This window comes from Nonomuraea sp. NPDC052129 (assembly GCF_040680095.1).
GTDB lineage: Bacteria > Actinomycetota > Actinomycetes > Streptosporangiales > Streptosporangiaceae > Nonomuraea.
This window is the reverse complement of the sequence record NZ_JBFAVX010000020.1, coordinates 182,542-204,567: the sequence shown is the minus strand read 5'-3', so window position 1 is coordinate 204,567 and position 22,026 is coordinate 182,542. Positions and strand designations below refer to the sequence as shown.

The following is a 22,026-nucleotide window of genomic DNA, read 5'->3' as shown; positions in this document are numbered from 1 at the left end:
GCAGACATGACGGGGTTGTGCATCATGCACTGGCTTTTAACACACTGTTGAGTTCTCAAGAAACGGACGCGTACTCCCCAACCTGCGAGAGGCGCTCATTTCGTTGTGTCTTAAGCTTATCGAGCTTGTCGGCTTCGCGTCAAATCGGAGACTTGCTTGAAGCTGGGCAAACTGTCTAAGATTGTGCACCCTGTCTCCAGGGCAACCCTCGTAACTTACCGTGCCATCCTGAGCTTGTCGAATCAACCGATTTTCCGGCGATCTGAGCGCACCCGAGACGACTCCTGCCAGCGAGCGCATGGAAGCGCCTGGCCGAGTGGCTCGTTTCTCAAGGGTTCGCCCTGGGGGCCCGTCCGCCTGATCGGCGTCCGGCTCACTCCCGGGGCGAAGAGAAGATTAGGTCGCCGTTCGCCCTACGTCAAATCGGTGTTCACGCCCGCTCTCTAGGCCTCCACGGGACCTCCAGCAAGGCCAGTTCTGATCTGCGCAAACGCCGTGCAGATCGGAGAAATGTCCCACCCAGGGGTGGATCAACGATCTCGCCGTGCGTTTTCCTACATGGGAGCACAGGGCTGAGCGGGTGGGAAACGACGCTGCTCTGCGGGACGTCATCCGAACGGATCGCGGGACAGGCCTCATGCATGGCCAGCGTGAATAAGTACACACGCATCAGCGCCAGGTCGCTCTTGGGGTGCTGCGGCTTCTCCTCCAGGAACGGATCCCGGACCAGACGGATCGCGACCGGACAGCGGCCGGACGGCCAGACGGATCGCGACTGGACGGATCCCGGACCAGATGGATCGGACGGATCCCAGACCAGACGGATCGCGAGCCGAACAGGAGTGCGGACCGAACACGTGAATGTGGCGCCGAAGGGATGAAGTCCCACTAAGTGGTGATTCACGATCTCGTTACATGGCTTCTACCAGGGATGATCAGGGTCGAGCGGCAGAAGAATCCACACCGCTCCGTGGGACATCATCACTACGGGACGCCCGGTGTAGGGGCCGAGGGCAAGCCTTCACAGTTGCGCGGACGCCCGGTCGATCGCCGTTCCGCAGCGTTGGAGGAGGGATCGCAGGGTGTCACGCTCCTCTGCGGTGAGTTCGTCCGCTATCGCCTGCTCTATCCGCACCGCCCGCTCGTCCGCCTCCTCTAGCGCGATGCGGCCGGCGTCCGTGAGTCGGGTCTCCAGGACATTGCCGTGCCATGGGTGCGGCGTACGTTCGACCATCCCACGTACCTCGAGGTTTTTCAGCACCACGGTCATCGCCTGCGGGGTCACCAAGCAGGCTCGGGCGAGAGCGGCGGCCGAGATGCCGGGGTTGGCCGCTAATACGTAGAGCGTCGCGTATTGCGGCACCGTCAGCCCCGCGGGCCTGACCGCGACCTGCTTGGCGGCGATCAATTCCTGCTCGGCTCGCTTGATGTCGAGGCCGAGGCGCTCCTCCGCGGGCATGCCCATGACACGAGATGCTACAAGCAATCTAGCATTGACGACTATCAAAGCTTTGATAATGTGCGGAGCCGTACACCCGAGTGAGGAGGCGTCACGTGATTCCTGAGAGCCATCTGGATCTGTTGACCAGGCCGCTGTTCGCGCATCTGGCCACCATCGCGCCAGACGGGAAGCCACATGTGAACCCGGTCTGGACGGTGTGGGACGGCGAGTTCCTGCGCTTCACGACTACCACGGACCGCCAGAAATACCGAAATGTCGCGGCGAATGGGAACCTGGCGGTCTCCATCAACGACCCTGACAAGCCGTACCGGTACCTGGAGATCCGGGCCGTGGTGGAGCGGATCGACCCCGACCCGTCGGGCGACTTCTTCGACGTGCTCGCCACCCGCTACGGCCTGCAGTACGACCGGCCGGTGGGCGACGCGGAGCGGCGGGTGGTCATCGTCGCCCGGCCGACACGTACGACCAGCCAGTGACGAAATGTACGACCAACCAGTGAAACGATCGGGACCAACCCGTGAAGCCCGGGGGCGGCCGCCATAGCCCGAGCCGCCGCCGCTCGAGCGGGCCGGGGAGCGCGAGACCGCTGCGGGAGTGCAAGACCGCTGCGAGTGAGTGGCGAGACCTGCGGGAGTGCAAGACACCGCTGTGAGTGGGCGAGACCTGCAAGTGGGCGAGACGGATGCAGATGAGCGAGGCCGCTGCGGGCGGGTGAGCGGTGCTGGTGAGGCTCACCCGTGACCGCCCGGGCGGGTGACGGCCTGGCCAAGGCTCACGCGAAAGGCAAGCTCGGCGTCCCGCAGGCCGACGCCGCGACTGTTGCTGCGCGAACGACGCTGCTCGAACGGTGACCCCCCAATGGTGGATCAACGATCTTGTTGTGCGTTTCCAACGTGGCCGCACAGGGCTGAGCGGGTGAGAAACTACACCGCTCTGCGGGACGTCAACACGAATCACGCTCGGCGCCGACGGATCGAGGCCCACCTGAAGGCGCGGCCGGTCAAGACCCGGTGGACAGCCAAGACCCACCGGCAAGCGTGAGCGCGCGTACCTGCGCCGGCGAGACGAACAGCTCCGCCGCCATCCCCGCCTCCCGAGCCGCGACCACATTGACCTCGTTGTCGTCGAAGAACAGCGCCTCCCCCGGCTCCACCCCCAGCCGCTGCGCACAGATCTCGTACGCGCGCCGGTCCGGCTTGGCCACCCCGATCCGGCACGAGTACGTCAGCGACGCGAACCGTCCCAGCCAGTCACCATGCCGCGCCTCCCACAGCGGCACCAGGTCCGGGACGATGTTCGATAGCAGCCCCAGTGTCCGTCCCTGATCAGCCAGTTCGTGCACCACGGCGACCATCTCGTCGTCCACGTGGCACCAGCTCTCCAGGTCGGCCGCCATCAGCGCGTCCACGTCGGCGAACCGCGTGCCCAGCCGTCCGGCGACCGCCGCCCAGTACGCCACGGCGTCCTGACCGGCGTCATAGTCGGGCCGGCACCCCCAGTACGCCTCCCAGAAGCTCTCCCCCGGCACCCCGGCGAGGTCGACGAGGCCCTGTTTGGCGTCAGCCGTCTGGACGCGGGCGATAACTCCGTAAAGGTCAAACACGATCACTTCAGGCATAAATCTGAGCCTATGCGCGTATTCTGCCCCGGTGACCACCGCCTCCACCCTCGCCCCTCCAGTCCGGCCAGCCGTACGTTCACGCAGGTCAAGCCCATGGTGGGTGGCCGGAATTGGCGGAGTCGTGGCGTTCAGCGGCTCGGGCTCCGCCTCTCTCAACGGTGACGAGCTGGCCACGATCAGCGCCGCGTCCCGGTCGTTGCCGGGGTTGTGGGAGCTGGCGCGGCACATCGATGGTCATTTCCTGCCGTACTACCTGTTCATGCAGCTGTGGGCGAAGGCCGGGACTGCGGAGCTGTGGCTGCGGCTGCCATCGGCGCTGGCCATCGGGGTCGCCGCGTGGTTCCTGGTGGACCTGGGGCGGCGGCTGCACAGTACGTGGGCGGGGGTGACGGCCGGCCTGCTGTTCGCGGCGCTGCCGTCGGTGTCGTACTACGGCGCCTTCGCCCGCTCGTACGCGCCCGCAGCCGCCGCGGTGGTCTTCTCGTTCTGGGCCCTTCACCGCGCCACGCGAGCCCAGGAACAGACCACGCGAGCCCAGGAACAGACCACGCGAGCCCAGGAACAGACCACGCGAGCCCAGGAGCAGGCCACGCGCGCGCCCTGGGTGGTCTATGCGGTGGCGGTGGCGGTGGTGTGCTGCACGCACCTGTTCGCGGTGCTCGTGCTGCCCGCTCAATTGGTCGCCGCCGTAGCGCTGCTCCCCCGCCGCACCGTGCTCCTGAGGTGGGCGCCCGCGGTCGCCGTCGGCTGCCTGCCCGCGCTCGTTCTCGGTCTGGTCGGGTACGGCGAGCGGCATGCGATCAGCTGGATCCCGCAGCGCGGGCCGGAGGTGCTGCTGAAGTTCCCGAAGATGGCGACGGGGAGCACCGAGGTGGGGGTGGTGCTGTTCGTGGTGGCGCTGGCCGGTGTGGTGCTGCTTCGCAACAGGGCGTGGGCGGGGACGTTGCTGGGCTGGCTGGTGCTGCCGCCCGTCCTGCTGCTGGCCGTGTCGCATCTGGTGACCCCGGTCTATGTGGACCGGTACCTGTTCGTCGCCGCGCCCGCTCTGGCGTTGCTGGCGGGGATCGCGGTGGCGAGTGTTCCGCGGGGAGGGGTGGTGGCCTGCTGCGGGCTGGTGGTGGTCGCCGTGGCGGTGGGCGTACCGCAGCAGGTGGAGGTGCGGGAGGCCAATGGGCGCTTCGAGGACTTTCCGTGGGCCGTGCGGAAGGTGGAGGCGCGGCCGGGGGACGCGATCGTGTTCGGGCAGAGCTCGGTGCGGGCGGGGTTCGACTACTACCGTGACGGGTCGATGCCGGATGATGTGCTGCGACTGGGGGCCGCTCCGGAGGCGGAGGGGTTCGGCTTTCCTGAGCGCGATGACGTCGCCGCCGCGCTGGCCGATCGGGAGCGGGTCTGGGTCGTGTGGCGCGGGGCCAAGTCCGCCGGGCAGAAGCTGCCGCGGGTCAAGGCCGTACGGGAAGCGGGCTACGAGCAGACCGGGGCCTGGCACTCGGCGGAGACGCCCGGCCTCACCGTGGCCCTGTTCGCCGGTAAATAGGCCACAAATAAGCCCAGGGCCCTTCCCCCGGAAGAACACCAGGGAAAGGGCCCGTATAGCTCAAGAAAGGCGCGGTCAGCCGACCTCGACGCCGCCGACCGCCTTCTTGCCGCGCCGGAGCACCATGAACCGCCCGTGAAGCAGGTCCGAGGCCTCAGGCACGTACGACTCGTCGGTGATCTTGACGTTGTTGAGGTACGCGCCGCCCTCCTTCACCGCCCGCCTGGCCGCCGACTTCGACTCCACCAGCCCGCTGTCCGCCAGCAGGTCCACGAACGGCGCCCCGAGAGCCGGAACCGTCGCCTTCGGCACCTCGGCCAGCGCCGCGGCCAGCGTCGAGCCCGGCAGCTCTTCGAGCGACCCCTGCCCGAACAGCGCCTTGGACGCCGCCACGACGGCCGCCAGTTCGTCGGCGCCGTGGACGAGCGTGGTCAGGTCCTCGGCCAGCGTCCGCTGTGCCTCGCGGGCGAACGGGCGGTCGGCCACCGCCTTCTCCAGCGCCTCGATCTCCTCGCGCTCGCGGAAGGTGAACACCTTCAGGAAGCGCACCACGTCGCGGTCGTCAGCGTTGAGGAAGTACTGGTAGAAGGCGTAGGGAGAGGTCAGCGCGCCGTCGAGCCAGACCGACCCGCCGGCGGTCTTGCCGAACTTGGTGCCGTCGGCCTTGGTGATCAGCTTGCCGGTCAGGGCGTGCACGTGGCCGCCCTCGACGCGCCTGACCAGGTCGACGCCGGCCGTGATGTTGCCCCACTGGTCGCTGCCGCCGACCTGGAGCGTGCAGCCGTTGCGCCGGTAGAGCTCCAGGTAGTCGTTGGCCTGCAGGATCTGGTAGCTGAACTCGGTGTAGCTGAGTCCCTCACCGCCGAGCCGGGCCGCCACCGACTCGCGGGCGAGCATCCGGTTGACGGGGAAATGCTTGCCGATGTCGCGCAGGAAGCCGATGGCCGACATCTCGGCGGTCCAGTCCAGGTTGCTGACCAGCGCGGCCGAGGTGGGGCTCTCGTCGAAGGTCAAGAACTTCTCCACCTGCACCCGGATCCGCGAGACCCATTCCTCCACGACCTCGGTGGTGTTGAGTACGCGTTCGGTGCTGCGGCCGCTGGGGTCGCCGATCAGGCCGGTGGCGCCGCCGACCAGGCCGATCGGCTTGTGGCCCGCCCGCTGGAAGCGGGTCAGGATCAGCAGCGTGGCCAGGTTGCCCATGTGCAGGGACGGCGCGGTCGGGTCGAAGCCCGCATAGACCGTGATCGGACCTTTCGACAGCGCCGCGCGCAGGGCGTCGATGTCGGTGGTCTGCGCGAGGACGTCGCGCCATTCGAGCTCATCGAGAATGTCGGTCACGGTGCTGGCTTTCCAGGAGACGTCGAGTGGTTACAGAGTGCCCGATCGCGCCGGATGACCGCCACTTGGATAATCTCGGTCGCCATGTGGAAGGTCCGTCGCGAGCTGGCCGTTTTCAAGATCCTAGGGGCTGTGGCGTGTGCCGGTCTCGCCCTGTTCTGGTATGTCCAGGGTGATGTACGCGGGGTGGTGCTGGCCGTGCCGGCCGCCCTGCTGGTGGGGGCCATGGGGCTGCGTGACGTCCTGGTCCCGGTACGGCTGGCGGCCGACGAGAGCGGTGTCACCGTGGTGCACGGCTTCGCCGGCCGGCGGCACGTCCCGTGGGAGGCGATCGAGGACGTGCAGGTGGACGTACGCAGGAGGTACGGTCTGCGCAGCGAGATGCTGGAGATCGACACCGGCGACCAGCTGCACATCTTCAGCGCTCACGAGCTGGGCGCCTCCCCGACCGAGGTGGCCGCGGTGTTGCGGCGGCGCGGCGCGTGAGGCCGGAAGGGTGAGACGGTAGGGTCACCGTCGATCCAGAACCGCCACGGGGTGTCCTTGGCGGTCGAGATCCCGGTGCGCGGCCCCGACCTGATCGTGTCCGCCTCCGCGGGCCGGCCGCCGAGCATGGCCACGGTCCCCTTGGGGAGCCCGGTAAGCCACGCCGCGTGTTCGGGCTGATCGCCGCGAGAAGCGTCATGGAAGTGCGGCAGCACAGCCGGTGAGCCCTCCCATACGGCGTCGAGCCCGTTGTGCTCGCGCGCCAGCCCGAGAGCGACCGCCAGCCGGGCGGGGCCGCGGGCGAGGTCGCGGTCCGCGATCGGCTTGCGCCCGGAGACGGGCGGGCCGTCGCCGTCTCCTGAGCGGCGCGAGCGGGCCAGGTCGGCCCGCGCCACCACCTCACCGGCGCGCAGCAGCACCGCCGACCCGTGGTCTTCGGGCAGGCACACCAGGTTCGCGCAGAAGTGCATGCCGTAGGTGAAGTACACGTACAGATGCCCAGGTGGCCCGAACATGACCGCGTTCCTGGCGGTCCGTCCCCGGTAGGTGTGGGCCGCCGGATCCTCGCCGGGGCCGCCGTACGCCTCGACCTCGGTGAGCCGGACCGCGACCGGGCCGTGCACGAGCACGCGCCCGAGCAAGTCGGGCGCGACCTCGTACGACGGCCGGTCGAAGAAGCTCCGCGGCAGGGGTGCCGAATCCAGGGTCCCGGAGTCCATGCCGGGCGCTAGGCCCCCGCGGCCCACGCCGCCTGGGCGTCGACCGTCTCGCGCAGCGCGGCGAGCTGGTCGCGGACCCGGTCGGGCGCGGTGCCGCCGTGGGCCTTGCGGGCGGCGAGGGCGCCGGGCACGTTGAGCACGTCGCGGACGTCGGGGGTGAGGTGCGGCGAGACCTTGCCCAGCTCGTCGTCGGTCAGGTCGCCCAGGTCCTTGTCGTTGACCTGGCACCACACCACCAGGTGGCCGACCGCCTCGTGCGCGTCGCGGAACGGCACGCCGCGGCGTACGAGCAGCTCGGCGAGGTCGGTGGCCAGCGCGAAGCCGTCGGGAGCCGACGCCTCCAGGCGCGCGGTGTTGACCCGCATGGTGGCGACCAGGCCGGCCATCGCGGGCAGGACGAGCAGCAGCGTGTCGACCGAGTCGAACACCGGCTCCTTGTCCTCCTGCAGGTCGCGGTTGTAGGTGAGCGGCAGGCCCTTGAGCGTCGTGAGCATCGCCATGAGGTTGCCGATGAGCCGTCCGGACTTGCCGCGGGCGAGCTCGGCGACGTCGGGGTTCTTCTTCTGCGGCATGATCGACGAGCCGGTGGAGTAGGCGTCGTCCATCTCGATCCAGCGGAACTCCTGCGAGGCCCAGAGCACGATCTCCTCGCCGAGCCGCGACAGGTGCACGCCGATCAGGGCCGCGGCGAACAGGAACTCCGCCGCGAAGTCACGGTCGGACACCGCGTCCATGGAGTTGAGCGAGGCGAAGGAGAAGCCCAGCTCGACGGCCACGGCCTCCGGGTCCAGCGGCAGCGACGAGCCGGCCAGCGCGCCGGCGCCGAGCGGCGAGACGGCCGCGCGGCGGTCCCAGTCGGTGACCCGGTCGATGTCGCGGGCGAAGGCGTGCACGTGCGCGAGCAGCTGGTGTCCGAAGGAGACCGGCTGCGCGTGCTGCAGGTGGGTCATGCCGGGCGCGGCCGTGTCGGTGTGCTGCTCGGCCTGGGCCATCAGCGCCGTCTCCAGCTCGACCAGCCGGGAGACGATCGTGCGGGCGTGGTCGCGCAGATAGAGGCGCAGATCGGTGGCGATCTGGTCATTGCGGCTGCGGCCGGCGCGCAGCTTGCCGCCGAGCGAGCCGAGCCGCTCCAGCAGGCCGCGTTCGAGCGCGGTGTGCACGTCCTCGTCGGCGACCGTCGGCCGGAACTCACCCGCCTTGCAGGCCCGCTCCAGGTCATCGATCGCGCCGATCATGCGTTCGAGCTCGTCGTCGCTCAGCAACCCCGCCTTGTGCAGCACCCGGGCGTGCGCCCTGGACGCCGCCAGGTCGTACGGCACCAGCCGCCAGTCGAAGTGCACGCTCACCGACAGCCGGGTCAGCGCGTCGGCGGGACCCCCTTCGAATCGCCCGCCCCACAGCCGCATCGGCTTGCCATCACTCACCGTCATCTCCTTCTCGTCCCCCGCGACCATAGTGCACATCATCCTTTCTTCGCGTCGCGCGCGGCGGCGATCTTGGAGGGCAGACTGAACAGCTGGACGAAGCCCTTGGCGAGCGACTGGTCGAAAGTGTCGCCGGTGTCGTAGGTGGCCAGCGAGAAGTCGTACAGCGACTGCTCGGAGCGGCGGCCGCTGACGGTGGCCTTGCCGCCGTGCAGAGTCATCCGGATGTCGCCGGTGACGTGCTTCTGGGCCTCGGCGATGAGCGCGTCGAGGGCGTCCTTGAGCGGCGAGAACCACAGGCCGTCGTAGACGAGCTCGCTCCAGCGCTGGTCGACGCCGCGCTTGAAGCGGGCCAGGTCCCGTTCGACGGTGACGTTCTCCAGCTCCATGTGCGCGGTGATCAGCGCGATCGCGCCGGGCGCCTCGTACACCTCGCGCGACTTGATGCCGACGAGCCGGTCCTCGACCATGTCGATCCGGCCGACGCCCTGCGCGCCCGCGCGGGTGTTCAGCTCGTCGATCACCTGGTACGGCGTGAGCGAACGCCCGTCGAGCTTGACCGGGACGCCCTGCTCGAAGGTGATGACCACCTCGTCGGCGTCACGGGGGACGGCCGGGTCTGCGGTGTAGGCGTAGACGTTCTCGGTGGGGCCGTTCCAGATGTCCTCGAGGAAGCCGGTCTCGACGGCCCTGCCCCACAGGTTCTGGTCGATGGAGAACGGGTTCTTCTTGGAGGTCTCGATCGGCAGGCCCCGCTGCTCGGCGTACTCGATCGCCTTGTCGCGGGTCCAGGCGAAGTCGCGGGCCGGGGCGACGACCCGCAAGTCGGGCGCGAGCGCGGCCAGGCCGGCCTCGAACCGTACCTGGTCGTTGCCCTTGCCGGTGCAGCCGTGGGAGACGATCGTGCCGCCGAACTGCTTGGCCGCGCTCACCAGGTGCTTGACGATGAGCGGGCGCGACAGCGACGACAGGAGCGGGTAGCGGTCCATGTAGAGGGCGTTGGCCTGCAGCGCGGGCACGCAGAAGTCGGCCGCGAACTCCTCCTTGGCGTCCACGACGACGGATTCGACCGCACCGCAGTCCATGGCCCGCTTCTGGATCACCTCCATGTCCTCGCCGCCTTGGCCCAGGTCCACGGCGACGGCGATCACCTCGGCGTCCATCTTCTCGGCCAGGAACGGGATCGCGACGGAGGTGTCCAGACCTCCGGAGAAGGCGAGTACCACTCTCTGAGTCATCGGTACCTCCAAAATCTTGGTAAAAAAGGGCTAAGTACGCCGGGCGGCGATCCTCAGCAAGGCCTCGGCCACGACGCTCCCGCCCTGGGGATCGCGGCTGATCACGAGGATCGTGTCGTCGCCCGCAACCGTGCCGAGGATGGACTCCCAGTCGGCGTGGTCGATGGCCGAGGCCATGAACTGGGCGGCGCCCGGCGGAGTCCTGACGATGACCAGGTTGGCCGACGCCTCGGCGGAGACCAGCAGCTCCTCGGCGATCCGGTGCAGCCGGGCGGCCGGGGACTCGCCGGTGCCCAGCCTGGCCACCCGGATGCGGCCGCCGCCCTCGCCGGGCAGCGCGTAGACCAGCGAGCCGTCCTCGGCGCGCAGCTTGAGCGCGCCGAGTTCGTCCAGGTCGCGCGAGAGCGTGGCCTGGGTGACCTCCACGCCGCTCTCGGCCAGCAGCTTGGCCAGCTCGGGCTGGGAGCGGACGGCCTGCCGCTGCAGCAGGTCGGTGATCTTCGCCTGCCGCGCGACCTTGGTCATCGGAATGGTCATGCGGGGCTCACCAGCCAGTGCAGCAGCGCCTTCTGGGCGTGCAGGCGGTTCTCGGCCTGGTCCCACACGGCGCTGCGTGGGCCGTCGATCACTTCGGAGGTGATCTCGTAGCCGCGGTAGGCGGGCAGGCAGTGCAGGACGATCGCGTCGTGCGCGGCGTGCTCCATAAGCTCGGAGTTGACCTGGTACGGCATGAGCGCGCGCACCCGCTCGTCCTTGCCGTCCTGGCCCATCGACACCCAGGTGTCGGTGGCGACGACGTGCGAGCCCTGGATCGCGGCGGCCGGGTCGGTCAGCGAGATCACCGAGCCGCCGGTCGTCGCGGCGATGGCGGCGGCCTGGTCGAGGATGACGGCGTCGGGCTGGTAGCCGACGGGGGCGCCGATCCGTACGTGCATCCCGGCCGTGGCGCCGCCCAGCAGGTAGGAGTGGGCCATGTTGTTGGCGCCGTCGCCCAGATAGGTCAGGGTAAGCCCGGCCGTCCTGCCGAACCGTTCGCGGACGGTCAGCAGGTCGGCGAGGATCTGGCAGGGGTGGAACTCGTCGGTCAGCGCGTTGACCACCGGCACGGCGGTGCCCGCGGCCATGCCGTCGAGGCCCGCCTGGGCGCCGGTGCGCCAGACGATCGCGGCGACCTGCCGTTCGAGCACCCTGGCGGTGTCCTCGATCGGCTCGCCCCGGCCCATCTGGGAGCTGCCGCCGTCGATGACCAGCGGGATTCCGCCCAGCTCGCCGACGCCGACGGCGAAGGAGACCCGGGTCCTGGTCGAGGGCTTGTCGAACAGGACGGCGACGGTCTGCGGCCCTTCGAAGGGGCGGTAGCCGTAGCGGTCCTTCTTCATCGCGGCGGCCAGGTCGAGAACGTCGGCCTGCTCGGCGGGCGAGAGGTCGTCGTCCCTCAGGAAGTGCCTGACGGGCCGCGAGTCCGAGCCCTGCTCAAGAGGCCCCGAGTCCGCGCGCGCCGTCATTTCGCCGCCTCGGCGAGGATTCCGGGGAACGCGGCCACGAGCGCGTCGACCTGCTCGGCCGTCACGACCAGCGGCGGCGCGATCCGTACGGCGTCCGGCTGCAGCGCGTTGACCAGGAAGCCCGCCTCGGCCGCCGCCTGCTGCACCTTGCCGGAGACCGGCTCGGCCAGCACGGCGGCCAGCCACAGCCCGCGTCCGCGCACACCTTTCAGCAGCGGGTGAGCGACCGCTTCGAGCCCGGCCCGCAGCCGGGCGCCCGTCGTCCGCACGTGGTCGAGGTCGAGGTTGTCGAGCACGGCCAGCGCCGCCGCGCACGAGACCGGGTTGCCGCCGAAGGTGGAGCCGTGGTCGCCCTTGTCGAACAGCCGGCCCGAGTCACCGAAGCCGACGCACGCACCGATCGGCAGGCCGCCGCCCAGGCCCTTGGCCAGGGTCAGGATGTCGGGGGTGACGCCGTCGGCCTGGTGGGCGAACCAGTGCCCGGTGCGGCCGATCGCGGACTGGATCTCGTCGGCGACCAGCAGCGCGCCGGTCGAGTCGCAGATCTCGCGGGCCGCCGCGAAGTAGCCGTCGGGCGGCGGGACCACGCCTGCCTCGCCCTGTGTGGGCTCCAGGAAGACCGCGATGCAGTCGCCGGTCACGGCCTCCTTGAGGGCGGTGGCGTCTCCGTACGGGACGAACTGGACCTCTACCGGGAACGGGCCGAACTGGTCGCGGATCGACTTCTTGCCCGTCAGTGAGAGGGCGCCGATCGTGCGGCCGTGGAAACCGTTCTCGGCGGCGACGAAGTAGGTGCGGCCGTCGCGCCTGCCGTACTTGAGTGCCAGCTTGTAGGCGGCCTCGTTGGCCTCGGTGCCGGAGTTGGCGAAGAAGACGCGGCCGGGGGCGTTCAGCAGGCCGAGGAGCCGCTCGGCGAGCAGCACCTCCGGCTCGTGCAGGTAGAGGTTGCTGGTGTGCGCGAGCGTCGCGACCTGCTTGGAGACCGCCTCGACCAGGGCCGGGTGAGCGTGGCCGAGCGAGCTGACGGCGATGCCGCCGACGAAGTCGAGGTATTCCCTGCCGTCGACGTCCCACACGCGGGTGCCCTCGCCTCGTGCCAGGGCGATCGGCGGGACGCCGTAGTTGGGCATGAAGGCTTGTTCGAACCTGTCGCGAAGGTTCATCAGGGCATCACCATGGTTCCGATTCCTTGGTCGGTGAAGATCTCCAGCAGCAGCGAGTGGGAGACCCGGCCGTCGAGAATGTGTGCTTGGGGGACGCCGCCCTGGACCGCCGTCAGGCAGGCCTCCATCTTCGGCTTCATGCCGCTGGACAGTGAGGGCAGCATGGCCGCCAGCTCGGCGCCGTCGAGCTTGTCGATCACGTCGGTGTCGTCGGGCCAGCCGGCGTACAGGCCCTCGACGTCGGTCAGGACGATGAGCTTCTGCGCCTGCAGGGAGACGGCCAGCGCGGCGGCGGCGGTGTCGGCGTTGACGTTGTAGATCTCGCCGTCCTCGCCGCGGGCGACGCTGGAGATGACGGGGACGCGGCCGTTGTCGATCATGGCCTGGACGGCGCCCGGGTCGACCTTGACGATCTCGCCCACCTGGCCGATGTCGACGTGCTCGCCGTCGACGAGCGCGTGCTTGCGCTCGGCGGTGAACAGGTGGGCGTCCTCGCCCGACATGCCGACCGCGAGCGGGCCATGCCTGTTGATCAGGCCGACGACGTCGCGGTTGACCTGGCCGACCAGGACCATCCTGACCACCTGCATGGCCTCGGGTGTGGTGACCCGTAGCCCGGCCGTGAACGTCGACTCGATGCCGAGCCGGTCGAGGTGCTTGCTGATCTGCGGGCCGCCGCCGTGCACGACGACCGGCCGCAGACCGGCGTAGTGCAGGAAGCCGATGTCCTCGGCGAAGCCCTCCATGAGGGATTCCTCGATCATCGCGTTGCCGCCGTACTTGATGACGACGGTCGCGCCATGGAAGCGGGCCAGCCAGGGCAGGGCCTCGATGAGGGTGTCCGCCTTGGTGTGGGCGGTGATGGTCCTCATGAGGAGTACGCCGAGTTCTCGTGGACGTAGTCCGCGGTCAGGTCGGTGGTGTGGACGGTGGCCGAGTGGGTGCCCGCCGACAGGTCGATGGTGATCGTCACGTCGCGCGGGCGCATGTCCACCTTGTTCCGGTCGTCGCCGACTGCGCCGCCGCGGCAGATCCAGATGCCGTTGATGGCCACGTTCAGCCGGTCGGGCTCGAAGACGGCGTCGGTGGTGCCGACGGCGGCCAGCACGCGGCCCCAGTTGGGGTCCTCGCCGTGGATGGCGCACTTGAGCAGGTTGGAGCGGGAGACGGTGCGGCCGACCTTGACCGCGTCGTCCTCCGACGCCGCGCCGACCACCTCGATGGCGATGGCCTTGGACGCGCCTTCGGCGTCGACCAGCAGCTGCCTGGCCAGGTCGGCGCAGACCTCGGTGACCTTCTGCCCGAACTCCGCCAGGTCCGGCTTGACCCCGGCGGCACCGCTGGCCAGCAGCAGGACGGTGTCGTTGGTGGACATGCAGCCGTCGGCGTCGAGGCGGTCGAAGGTCTTGGAGGTGGCCTCGCGGAGCACGGTGTCGAGCTCTTCCGCGGTCAGGTCGGCGTCGGTGGTGATCACGCAGAGCATGGTGGCCAGGGCCGGGGCGAGCATGCCCGCGCCCTTGGCCATGCCGCCCACCATGTAGCCGTCGGCGCGCTTGAAGGAGATCTTGGAGACGGTGTCGGTGGTGCGGATGGCGTCGGCCGCGGCCAGCCCGCCGTCGCGCGACAGCTGCGCGGCGGCACGCTCCACTCCGGCCAGCAGCGCGTCCATGGGCAGCCGCTCACCGATCAGGCCGGTGGAGCAGACCGCGATCTCGCCCGCCGAGTCCTGGAGCACCTCGGCCGCCTTCTCGGCGGTGGCGTGCGTGTCCTGGAAGCCCTCGGGGCCGGTGCAGGCGTTGGCGCCGCCCGAGTTGAGGACGACCGCACGGACCCGGCCACCGCGCAGGACCTGCTGCGACCACAGGACCGGGGCCGCCTTGACGCGGTTGGCGGTGAAGACGCCGGCCGCGGCGTGGTTGGGTCCGTCGTTGATGACCAGGGCCAGGTCGCGGGCGTCGCCGGACTTGATGCCCGCGGCGACGCCCGCGGCTCTGAAACCGAGGGGAGCGGTCACGCTCATGCGTTCTCCTCTGCCGGCCGCTGGACTGCTGTGTCGGTTGGTACGCTGCGCTCTCTCACGGAGCAACTCCTGTCAGGGGGAGGCCGAGCTCTTCCGGCAGGCCGAGTGCGAGGTTGACGCTCTGGATCGCGCCTCCGGCCGTGCCCTTGGTGAGGTTGTCGATGGCGATGACGGCGACCACGCGGCCCGCGCGCTCGTCGAGCGTCACCTGCAGGGCGGCGGTGTTGGCGCCGTAGGTCATCGCGGTGGCGGGCCAGGTGCCCTCGGGCAGCAGGTTGACGAACGGCTCCTTGGCCAGCGCGTTCTCGTACGCCTCTCGCACGGCGGCCTTGGTCAGCCCGGGCGCGGCGGGGGCGGAGCAGGTGGCCAGGATGCCCCGGCTCATCGGGGCCAGCGTCGGGGTGAACGACACCCGGACCGGCGCGCCCGCGACGGCGCCGAGCGCCTGCTCCATCTCCGGGGTGTGCCGGTGGACGCCGCCCACGCCGTAGGCGCTGACCGAGCCCATGACCTCGCTGCCGAGCAGGCTGGGCTTGAGCGACTTGCCCGCGCCGCTGGTGCCGCTGGCCGCGACGACGACCACGTCGGGCTCGGCCAGGCCGGCGGCGAAGGCGGGCAGCAGGGCCAGGATGACGGAGGTCGGGTAGCAGCCGGGCACCGCGATGCGCTTGGCGTTCTTGAGCACCTCGCGCTGGCCGGGCAGCTCGGGCAGGCCGTAGGGCCAGGTGCCGGCGTGCTCGCCGCCGTAGAACTCCTGCCAGGCGGCCGGGTCGGCGAGCCGATGGTCGGCGCCGCAGTCGACGACGACCGTGCTCTCGGGGAGCTGGGCGGCGACGGCGGCGGAGTGGCCGTGCGGCAGGGCCAGGAAGACCACGTCATGCCCGGCCAGCGTTTCCGGGGTGGTGTCCTCGATGATCCGGTCGGCCAGTTGCGGGAGGTGTGGCTGGTGGGCGCCGAGCGCGCTGCCCGCGCTGGCGGCCGCGGTGAGCGTGCCGATCTCGAGCTCCGGATGCCCGAGCAGCAGGCGCAGAAGCTCACCGCCCGCGTAGCCGCTGGCTCCCGCGATCGCCGCTCTCATTCCCAACCCCCTGCATAATCATGCACCTAAACTCATGTCCTTACTATGACGATGATGCACTCCAGGGCATGAACACGCAAGCTGGGCGCGCCATTGCGCTCACATAGCGAGACGGTTAACCCCCCGTTTCAGCCGGATTTCGCGCTCTAGCGCGACGTACCTACCGGTCGGTACTGTGATTTATCCGATAGCGCCGTCCACCGCGGGGGTACTTCGCATGACTCTTTCTCATGCCCAGGTCCAAGCCCAGCTCACCGGTCCTGGCCAGCTTTTCGAGATGGAGGAGATCGGCGATACGGGGGTGCGGACCTGGAAGCACGCTCCGGCCCACTTCCGCGCCCTGCTGGAGATGAGCAGATACCACGGCGAGAAGGAGTTCCTCGTCTACGAGGACGAGCACATCACCTTCGAGGAGCACTTCCGGCGGGCGGCGACGCTGGCCAACCGCCTGGTGACCGACTACGGCGTGGCCAAGGGCGACCGGGTGGTCGTGGCCATGCGCAACTATCCGGAGTGGGCGGTGGCCTTCTCCGCCGCCCTCGCCGCCGGGGCGATCGCCGTGCCGCTCAACGCCTGGTGGACCGAGTCGGAGCTGGCGTACGGCGTACGCGACTGCGACGCCAAGGTGCTGATCGTGGACGGTGAGCGGGCCGTCCGGCTCGCGGACACCGGCGTGCCGATGATCGTGGCCAGAGGCGAGGTGCCCGCGGGCGCGCGCTCGTTCGGCGACGTGCTGGGCGAGGTCAGCGGGGATGTGACGCTGCCGGACGTCCAGCTCTCCCCCGAGGATCCGGCCACGATCTTCTACACCTCCGGTACGACCGGGCATCCCAAGGGGGCGCTGGGCAGCCACCGCAACCTGGGCCAGTCGCCGATGACCCTCGCCTACGGGCTGATGCGGGCGGTCGCGCTGGCGGGCAAGGACGTCGCCGCGGCGACGGGCACGCGCCGGGTGACGCTACTGACCGTGCCGCTGTTCCACGTCACCGGCTGCTTCTCCGCGCTGACCACCACCATGTTCGCGGGCGGCGGGCTGGTCCTGATGTACAAGTGGGACCCCGGGCAGGCGCTGCGGCTCATCGAGCGGGAGCGGATCACCGCGATGATCGGCGTGCCGACCAACGCGTGGCAGCTGATGTCGCATCCCGACTTCGTCAAGTACGACCTGTCGTCGCTGACCACCCTCGGCTACGGCGGGGCACCGGCTCCGCCGAAGCTGCTGGAGCGCATCGGCGAGAACCTGCCCGACCGCGCCGCCTCCAACGGCTACGGCATGACGGAGACGACCGGCCTGGCCATCGGCAACGCCGGCCCCGACTACCTGGCCAGGCCCGACAGCATCGGCCTGCCCACGGCCGTGGTCGACGTCCGGGTGACCGGCCCGCTGGGCGAGGAGCTGCCGCCCGGCGAGGTGGGCGAACTGTGCGTACGCGGCGCGAACGTCATCATGGGCTACTGGAACAAGCCGGAGGCGACGGCGCAGACCTTCGTCGACGGCTGGCTGCACACCGGTGACCTGGCCAGGATCGACGAGGACGGCTTCGTCTACATCGTGGACCGGGCCAAGGACATGGTCATCAGGGCCGGCGAGAACGTCTACTGCGCCGAGGTGGAGGCGGCCCTGTTCGAGCACCCGGCGGTGGACGACGCCGCGGTGATCGGCGTCCCGCACGACGAGCTGGGCGAGGAGGTGGGCGCGGTGGTCCGGCTCAAGCCGGGCACCTCGACCACCGCCGAGGAACTTCAGTCCTTCCTGGCGGAGCGCATCGCCAAGTTCAAGATCCCCGCGCATATCTGGTTCAGGGACGCGGAGCTACCGCGCAACCCGGGCGGCAAGATCCTCAAGACCCACCTGCGCCGCGAGGTGCTGGGCAGGTAGAGGCCGGGCGGCTAGAGATCGTTTCCCGCGTAGGACAGGTTGAAGCTCTTGTTGACCAGCGGGAAGTCGGGCACGATCGCCCCGCCCAGCGCGACCGGCAGGGCGGGCCAGTTGAAGAACGACGGATCGGCGATCTTCACTCTGGTCAGCCTGCCGTCCGAGCCGAGCTCGACGCGATGGACGATCGTGCCCCGCCAGCCCTCGACGATGCCCACGCCCGAGCCGCGCCGCCCGTCCGGCAGGCTCCAGTCACCCGAGGTGTGCGCCAGCCGGTCGATCAGCCCGATCGAGGCGGCGATCTCGTCGGCCCTGACCTGGAAGCGGGCCAGCACGTCTCCCCCGGCCCGGATCGCCACCGGGAACGGCCCCAGGTCGATGAACGGATGGTCGCGGCGGGCATCGACGTCGAGCCCGCTGGCCCTGGCCACGTAGCCGAGCGTGCCCAGGTCCGCGGCGGCCCGCTCGGTGAGCACGGCGGTGCCGGTGAAGCGGTCCGACACCACGCCGTGGCCGAGCGCGAGCCCGACGATCTCGGCCACCTCGGCGCCGAGCGCCGCGAGCCTGGCGGTGTCGGGCAGGGCCAGCGGCTCGGCGCCGCCGAGCCGGATCGCGCCGCGCAGCAGGCGATGGCCGGTGACCTCCGCGTTGACGCGCAGCAACTGCTCCCGGACGTTGCCGCAGTGGGCTTGCAGCACGCTGTGGGCGACGTCGTTGCAGAGCGCGCCCAGGTCGGTGACGTGGTTGTAGAGGCGTTCGAGCTCCAGCAGCACGGCTCGGGCGCGCTGCGAGTCGGGGTCGACGGCCGTGCCGGTGGCCTCCTCGACGGCCAGGCAGTAGGCCAGGGCGTGGCCGACCGAGGTGTCGCCGCTGACCCGCTCGGCCAGGGCCAGCCCGTCTTCCGGCCGGCGGCCCTCGAAGAGCTGCTCGATGCCCTTGTGCACGAACCACAGGCGGGCCTTGAGCTTGAGTATCGTCTCGCCGACCACAGAGAAGCGGAAGTGGCCCGGCTCGATGCAGCCCGCGTGCACGGGGCCGACGGGGATCTCGTAGACGCCGTCGCCCTCCACGTCGCCGAACGGGTACGGGCCCTCGGGGTCGCCGAACGACGGTGGCGGGCCCGCGTCGGGGAGCATCGGGTACCAGCCTCTGGGCCAGTGGTGGTGCCGGACCAGGCGGCTGGGCAGCGGGTGGTCTTCGGGGGTGATGCCGTACAGGTCGCGGATCTCCCGCTCGAAGCGGCCGGCCGGGAAGGAGAGGGCGGCCAGGCTGGGTACGGCGGGTTCGGTCAGGCGTACGTGGAGCTCGGCCCGCCTCGCCGGACGGGCGGCGGTGAACAGGTAGACCAGCCGGAAGCCGTCGTCCTCGGCGTGCGCGGCCACGAGCGCGACGCGGTGTCCCAGAGCCAGCAGCTCGGCGGCGCACCCGGCGAGCTCGCCGGGGCCGATCTCGGCGACCAGCGGGAGCGTGGCCGTCATCGCGCACCTCCCATGGCGCTCAGCGGCGGTCCGGCGGTCGCGATGGTGACGGCGGACTCCAGGAGCGGGCGGAGCGGCCCCAGCGTCACACCGAGCACCGCGCACGCCACCAGCCCGACGACCAGCGCCACACCCGCGCCACGCGACCGCCGCTCGCTGTACTCGTCCCCCGAGCCCGGTGGCGCGGCGCCGAGCAGCATGCGGCCCGCCGCTCTGCCCACCCCGGCGACGATCACCAGCATGAGCACCAGCGCGGGCGCCACCGCCCAGCCGAGCCCGGCCGCGAACCCCGCCCGCACGATCCCCAGCTCACTGGCGAACAGGCTGAACGGCGGCAACCCCAGCAGCGCCAGCAGCCCGAGCCCGAAGACCGTGGCCAGTCCGGGTGCCCGCCCGCCGAGCCCGCGCACCGCGTCGATGCTGCTGCTCCCGGCCGCCTGCTGGATCCGTCCCGAGCCGATGAACAGCACCGACTTGCCCAGCCCGTGCCCGAGGATGTGCAGCAGGACGGCGCCCAGCGCCAGCCCGTTGCCGATGGCCGCGCCGAGCGCGATCAGCCCCATGTGCTCGATGCTCGAATAGGCCAGCATCCGCTTGAAGTCGCGCTGCCCGATCAGCAGCGCCGCCGCCACGGCCAGCGACGCCAGCGCCACCACGATCAGCAGCATCCGGCAGAACCCCGCCCCGAGCGCCACGTCGGAGACCACCTTGACGCGCAGGATCGCGTAGAACGCCACCGACAGCAGCACCCCGGACATCAGCGCCGACACCGGCGCGGGCGCCTGGCTGTGGGCGTCGGGCAGCCAGGCGTACAGCGGCGCGAGCCCCGCCTTGGCGCCGAAGCCGAGCACGAGCAGCACCACCGCGATCCGCGTCACCCCCGGGTCCAGCCGCCCGGCGTGCTCGGCGAGCGAGACCCAGTCGAGCCCTTCGCGCGAGGACAGCCCGGCGTGTAGGGCCGCGTAGTGCACCATCACCAGGCCGAGCAGCGCGAGCGCGATGCCGACCGAGCAGATCACCACGTACTTCCAGGCCGCCTCGGTGGCCTTCCTGGTACGGCGCTGCCCGACCAGGAACGCGGTCAGGATCGTGGTCGCCTCGACCGCCACCCAGAGCATCCCGAGGCTCGCGGCCAGCACGGCCGTCGCCATCGCCGCGACGAAGCACTGGGTGAAGATCCCGTAGCTACGGGCGGCCCGCGGCCCCGTACGGCCGGCGGCCGCCTCGGCCCGCAGGTAGCCGGGGCTGGCCAGCATCGCCAGCAGCGCCACGACGCCGATCACGATCAGCATGTACGCGCTGAGCGCGTCCACCCGCAGCAGCCCCCACAGCCCGCTTCCCTCCCCGGCCCGCGCGAGCGGGACGGCGGCGGCGAGCAGCCCGCCCGCGGACAGGACGCCGAGCCACTCCGTCACGCGATTCCAGCCGAACAGGGCATACAGGCACGCGGCCGCGAGCGGCAGCGCCACCGGGACGATCACCATCAGTCGTGCAGCTCCCGTAGCTCGTCGAGGTCGGTGCCGCCGAACGCGGCCCGCATCCGGGTGGTCAGAACCTGCAGCGCCAGTACGGCCAGCAGCACGTCGAGGGAGACGCCCAGCTCCACCACCAGCGGCACCCCGGTGGTGGTGAGGAAGGCGGCGGCGGTGATGGCGTTGTCCATCAGCAGGAACCCGACCACCTGCGACAGCGCCCGCCTCCTGGTGACCAGCACGAAGAAGCCCACCAGCAGCACGGTCAGCGCGATCGGCACGGCCTGGGTGGCGGGCGTGGGCGCCAGGCGTACGAGGGGCTGGGAGACCGCGTACGCGAGCATCGTCAGGACGGCCGTGACCAGCAGCGACGCGGCGACGCTGACGTGCGGCCGGGCCTCGCGCCCCTCCTCGCCGGCCGCCAGTGCGCGCCGCATGAGGTAGGGCAGGAGCACCGCGCGCAGCAGCCCCACCCCGAGCCCGAGCACGGTCAGCTCGACGTCGGCCTCGTGCAGCCCCCTGACCGCGATCAGAGCGCCCAGCGCCACCCCCTGCAGCCCGAACAGCCAGATGATCGCGGCCAGGTCGCGCCGCCACAGGACCAGCACCCCTGTCAGCAGGAAGGCGCCGCAGGCCAGGTCGAGCGCCTGCACGTACACGGGATCAGTCATCTCACTCACGCCAGGAAGAAGGAGGCGGCGACCGCCAGCAGGGCCATCAGGAACGAGCCGGCCAGCAGCTCGGGGATGCGGAACAGGCGCAGCTTGGCCATGAACACCTCGCCGGCCGCCAGCAGGCCGCCCAGCAGAGCCACCTTCAGGGCGAACGCCACCACGGCGACCAGCAGCATGACCGGCCCGGCGCCCGCGGTGGCGATGCCGACCGGCGCGAACAGCCCGGCGAACAGCCCGAGCATGACCGTGAGCCGCATCGCCGAGGCCCACTCGATGAGCGCCAGGTCGGGGCCGGCGTACTCCAGGATCATCGCCTCGTGGATCATCGTCAGCTCCAGGTGGGTCGACGGGTTGTCCACCGGGATCCGGCCCGACTCGGCGATCGTGACCACCGCGAGCGCGACGGCGGCCAGCAGGCTCACCGGGGAGATGACCGACAGCGGGCTGTTCGCGGTCTCGGTGACGATCGCGCCGAGGTCGGTGGTGCCCACGCGGATCGACAGGGCGAAGACGGCCAGCAGGATCGTCGGCTCGACCAGGGCGAGCACGGTCATCTCCCGGCTGGCGCCCATCCCGCCGAACGCGGTGCCCGTGTCGAGCCCGCCCAGCGCCAGCGCCACCGAGCCGAGCGCGAGCAGCGCGGCGACCGCGAACAGGTCGGCGACGCCGTCGAGCGGCGAGGCGGCGGTGACCAGCGGCACCGCCGCCGCGACCACCAGCGTGGTCCCGGCCAGCAGCGGCGGCGCCGCCCTGAACAGGTAGCCGGTGCCGTGCGGGGCGATGGGTTCCTTGCGGGCCAGCTTGCGCAGGTCGCGCCACGGCTGGCGCACCCCGGCGCCCGCGCGCCCCTCCAGACGGGCCCTGACCTGGCGCATCAGCCCGGCCAGCAGCGGCGCTCCGGCGGCCACCACGAGCACCTGCAGCACCATGGC

At 70.6% G+C, this 22,026-nt stretch carries 20 protein-coding genes; 4 read left to right on the top strand and 16 right to left on the bottom strand.

Translation table 11 applies throughout. The features are described from left to right. Nucleotides 1-1,021: 1,021 nt before the first annotated feature. Complete coding sequence (locus AB0L53_RS35945; protein WP_364003735.1) at nucleotides 1,022-1,465, bottom strand: MarR family transcriptional regulator; 444 nt, start codon at nucleotides 1,463-1,465, stop codon at nucleotides 1,022-1,024. 89 nt (nucleotides 1,466-1,554) lie between these two features. Between AB0L53_RS35945 and AB0L53_RS35940 the strand changes: the two genes are divergently transcribed. Continuing rightward, complete coding sequence (locus tag AB0L53_RS35940; protein ID WP_358187081.1) at nucleotides 1,555-1,938, top strand: PPOX class F420-dependent oxidoreductase; 384 nt, start codon at nucleotides 1,555-1,557, stop codon at nucleotides 1,936-1,938. Between the two features lie 524 nt (nucleotides 1,939-2,462). On the opposite strand, the gene AB0L53_RS35935 is transcribed toward AB0L53_RS35940, so the two are convergent. Then, a complete protein-coding gene (locus AB0L53_RS35935; RefSeq protein WP_364003732.1) occupies nucleotides 2,463-3,080 on the bottom strand; it encodes an HAD family phosphatase in 618 nt (205 codons plus the stop codon). A gap of 103 nt (nucleotides 3,081-3,183) precedes the next feature. On the opposite strand from AB0L53_RS35935, the gene AB0L53_RS35930 reads away from it, so the two are divergent. Then, nucleotides 3,184-4,620: a glycosyltransferase family 39 protein gene (locus AB0L53_RS35930; RefSeq protein ID WP_364003729.1), complete on the top strand. Its 1,437-nt coding sequence runs from the start codon at nucleotides 3,184-3,186 to the stop codon at nucleotides 4,618-4,620. Between the two features lie 75 nt (nucleotides 4,621-4,695). Here AB0L53_RS35930 and tyrS read toward each other — a convergent pair whose 3' ends face one another. Continuing rightward, nucleotides 4,696-5,961, bottom strand: a complete 1,266-nt coding sequence (gene tyrS, locus AB0L53_RS35925; protein ID WP_364003726.1) for a tyrosine--tRNA ligase — start codon at nucleotides 5,959-5,961, stop codon at nucleotides 4,696-4,698. A gap of 84 nt (nucleotides 5,962-6,045) precedes the next feature. Between tyrS and AB0L53_RS35920 the strand changes: the two genes are divergently transcribed. Continuing rightward, nucleotides 6,046-6,447 carry a PH domain-containing protein gene (locus AB0L53_RS35920; RefSeq protein WP_364003723.1) on the top strand — a complete coding sequence of 134 codons (402 nt, stop codon included), beginning with the start codon at nucleotides 6,046-6,048 and terminating at the stop codon, nucleotides 6,445-6,447. Here the strand turns inward: AB0L53_RS35920 and AB0L53_RS35915 are convergent. The 9 genes from AB0L53_RS35915 to argC are packed head-to-tail and all read right to left on the bottom strand — an operon-like array spanning nucleotide 6,387 to nucleotide 15,600. Next, entirely contained in the window at nucleotides 6,387-7,166 is a 780-nt protein-coding gene (locus AB0L53_RS35915) for a DNA-3-methyladenine glycosylase (protein ID WP_364003720.1), read from the bottom strand. The genes AB0L53_RS35920 and AB0L53_RS35915 overlap by 61 nt on opposite strands. 8 nt (nucleotides 7,167-7,174) lie before the next feature. Beyond that, nucleotides 7,175-8,596, bottom strand: coding sequence for an argininosuccinate lyase (gene argH, locus AB0L53_RS35910; protein WP_364003757.1), 1,422 nt, complete (start codon nucleotides 8,594-8,596; stop codon nucleotides 7,175-7,177). A 32-nt stretch (nucleotides 8,597-8,628) separates the two neighbouring features. Beyond that, entirely contained in the window at nucleotides 8,629-9,828 is a 1,200-nt protein-coding gene (locus AB0L53_RS35905) for an argininosuccinate synthase (protein ID WP_358545810.1), read from the bottom strand. 30 nt (nucleotides 9,829-9,858) lie between these two features. Continuing rightward, a complete protein-coding gene (locus AB0L53_RS35900) occupies nucleotides 9,859-10,365 on the bottom strand; it encodes an arginine repressor (protein WP_225298283.1) in 507 nt (168 codons plus the stop codon). Beyond that, nucleotides 10,362-11,333, bottom strand: a complete 972-nt coding sequence (gene argF / locus AB0L53_RS35895) for an ornithine carbamoyltransferase (RefSeq protein ID WP_364003715.1) — start codon at nucleotides 11,331-11,333, stop codon at nucleotides 10,362-10,364. Before argF ends, AB0L53_RS35900 begins: the two co-directional genes overlap by 4 nt. Continuing rightward, a complete protein-coding gene (locus AB0L53_RS35890) occupies nucleotides 11,330-12,496 on the bottom strand; it encodes an acetylornithine transaminase (protein ID WP_364003712.1) in 1,167 nt (388 codons plus the stop codon). The genes argF and AB0L53_RS35890 overlap by 4 nt, the downstream gene beginning before the upstream one ends. After that, a complete protein-coding gene (gene argB, locus AB0L53_RS35885) occupies nucleotides 12,496-13,368 on the bottom strand; it encodes an acetylglutamate kinase (protein ID WP_364003709.1) in 873 nt (290 codons plus the stop codon). Before argB ends, AB0L53_RS35890 begins: the two co-directional genes overlap by 1 nt. After that, nucleotides 13,365-14,516, bottom strand: a complete 1,152-nt coding sequence (gene argJ / locus AB0L53_RS35880) for a bifunctional glutamate N-acetyltransferase/amino-acid acetyltransferase ArgJ (protein ID WP_364003706.1) — start codon at nucleotides 14,514-14,516, stop codon at nucleotides 13,365-13,367. The genes argB and argJ overlap by 4 nt, the downstream gene beginning before the upstream one ends. 55 nt (nucleotides 14,517-14,571) lie before the next feature. Next, nucleotides 14,572-15,600 (bottom strand): N-acetyl-gamma-glutamyl-phosphate reductase, encoded by a 1,029-nt coding sequence (argC, locus tag AB0L53_RS35875; RefSeq protein WP_364003703.1) that lies wholly within the window; start codon nucleotides 15,598-15,600, stop codon nucleotides 14,572-14,574. A gap of 211 nt (nucleotides 15,601-15,811) precedes the next feature. On the opposite strand from argC, the gene AB0L53_RS35870 reads away from it, so the two are divergent. Then, nucleotides 15,812-17,473 carry a class I adenylate-forming enzyme family protein gene (locus tag AB0L53_RS35870; RefSeq protein WP_364003700.1) on the top strand — a complete coding sequence of 554 codons (1,662 nt, stop codon included), beginning with the start codon at nucleotides 15,812-15,814 and terminating at the stop codon, nucleotides 17,471-17,473. Nucleotides 17,474-17,484: 11 nt separating this feature from the next. On the opposite strand, the gene AB0L53_RS35865 is transcribed toward AB0L53_RS35870, so the two are convergent. From AB0L53_RS35865 to AB0L53_RS35850, 4 genes are read right to left on the bottom strand one after another with little or no spacing between them, the layout of a single operon-like run. Then, nucleotides 17,485-18,948, bottom strand: coding sequence for an NADH-quinone oxidoreductase subunit C (locus tag AB0L53_RS35865; protein WP_364003697.1), 1,464 nt, complete (start codon nucleotides 18,946-18,948; stop codon nucleotides 17,485-17,487). Beyond that, complete coding sequence (locus AB0L53_RS35860; protein ID WP_364003694.1) at nucleotides 18,945-20,432, bottom strand: proton-conducting transporter membrane subunit; 1,488 nt, start codon at nucleotides 20,430-20,432, stop codon at nucleotides 18,945-18,947. Before AB0L53_RS35860 ends, AB0L53_RS35865 begins: the two co-directional genes overlap by 4 nt. Then, a complete protein-coding gene (locus AB0L53_RS35855; RefSeq protein ID WP_357654682.1) occupies nucleotides 20,432-21,091 on the bottom strand; it encodes a hypothetical protein in 660 nt (219 codons plus the stop codon). The genes AB0L53_RS35860 and AB0L53_RS35855 overlap by 1 nt, the downstream gene beginning before the upstream one ends. Before the next feature lie 5 nt (nucleotides 21,092-21,096). Next, nucleotides 21,097-22,023, bottom strand: a complete 927-nt coding sequence (locus tag AB0L53_RS35850; protein WP_364003754.1) for an NADH-quinone oxidoreductase subunit H — start codon at nucleotides 22,021-22,023, stop codon at nucleotides 21,097-21,099. Nucleotides 22,024-22,026: the final 3 nt, after the last annotated feature.

Bases quoted from the DNA above. Each gene is read 5' to 3' on its own strand.
- AB0L53_RS35945 (WP_364003735.1), bottom strand. From the start codon at position 1,465: ATGGGCATGCCCGCGGAGGAGCGCCTCGGCCTCGACATCAAGCGAGCC.
- AB0L53_RS35935 (WP_364003732.1), bottom strand. From the start codon at position 3,080: ATGCCTGAAGTGATCGTGTTTGACCTTTACGGAGTTATCGCCCGCGTC.
- AB0L53_RS35920 (WP_364003723.1), top strand. From the start codon at position 6,046: ATGTGGAAGGTCCGTCGCGAGCTGGCCGTTTTCAAGATCCTAGGGGCT.
- AB0L53_RS35915 (WP_364003720.1), bottom strand. From the start codon at position 7,166: ATGGACTCCGGGACCCTGGATTCGGCACCCCTGCCGCGGAGCTTCTTC.
- argH (WP_364003757.1), bottom strand. From the start codon at position 8,596: ATGACGGTGAGTGATGGCAAGCCGATGCGGCTGTGGGGCGGGCGATTC.
- AB0L53_RS35905 (WP_358545810.1), bottom strand. From the start codon at position 9,828: ATGACTCAGAGAGTGGTACTCGCCTTCTCCGGAGGTCTGGACACCTCC.
- AB0L53_RS35900 (WP_225298283.1), bottom strand. From the start codon at position 10,365: ATGACCATTCCGATGACCAAGGTCGCGCGGCAGGCGAAGATCACCGAC.
- argF (WP_364003715.1), bottom strand. From the start codon at position 11,333: ATGACGGCGCGCGCGGACTCGGGGCCTCTTGAGCAGGGCTCGGACTCG.
- AB0L53_RS35890 (WP_364003712.1), bottom strand. From the start codon at position 12,496: ATGAACCTTCGCGACAGGTTCGAACAAGCCTTCATGCCCAACTACGGC.
- argB (WP_364003709.1), bottom strand. From the start codon at position 13,368: ATGAGGACCATCACCGCCCACACCAAGGCGGACACCCTCATCGAGGCC.
- argJ (WP_364003706.1), bottom strand. From the start codon at position 14,516: ATGAGCGTGACCGCTCCCCTCGGTTTCAGAGCCGCGGGCGTCGCCGCG.
- AB0L53_RS35870 (WP_364003700.1), top strand. From the start codon at position 15,812: ATGACTCTTTCTCATGCCCAGGTCCAAGCCCAGCTCACCGGTCCTGGC.
- AB0L53_RS35865 (WP_364003697.1), bottom strand. From the start codon at position 18,948: ATGACGGCCACGCTCCCGCTGGTCGCCGAGATCGGCCCCGGCGAGCTC.
- AB0L53_RS35860 (WP_364003694.1), bottom strand. From the start codon at position 20,432: ATGGTGATCGTCCCGGTGGCGCTGCCGCTCGCGGCCGCGTGCCTGTAT.
- AB0L53_RS35855 (WP_357654682.1), bottom strand. From the start codon at position 21,091: ATGACTGATCCCGTGTACGTGCAGGCGCTCGACCTGGCCTGCGGCGCC.
- AB0L53_RS35850 (WP_364003754.1), bottom strand. From the start codon at position 22,023: ATGGTGCTGCAGGTGCTCGTGGTGGCCGCCGGAGCGCCGCTGCTGGCC.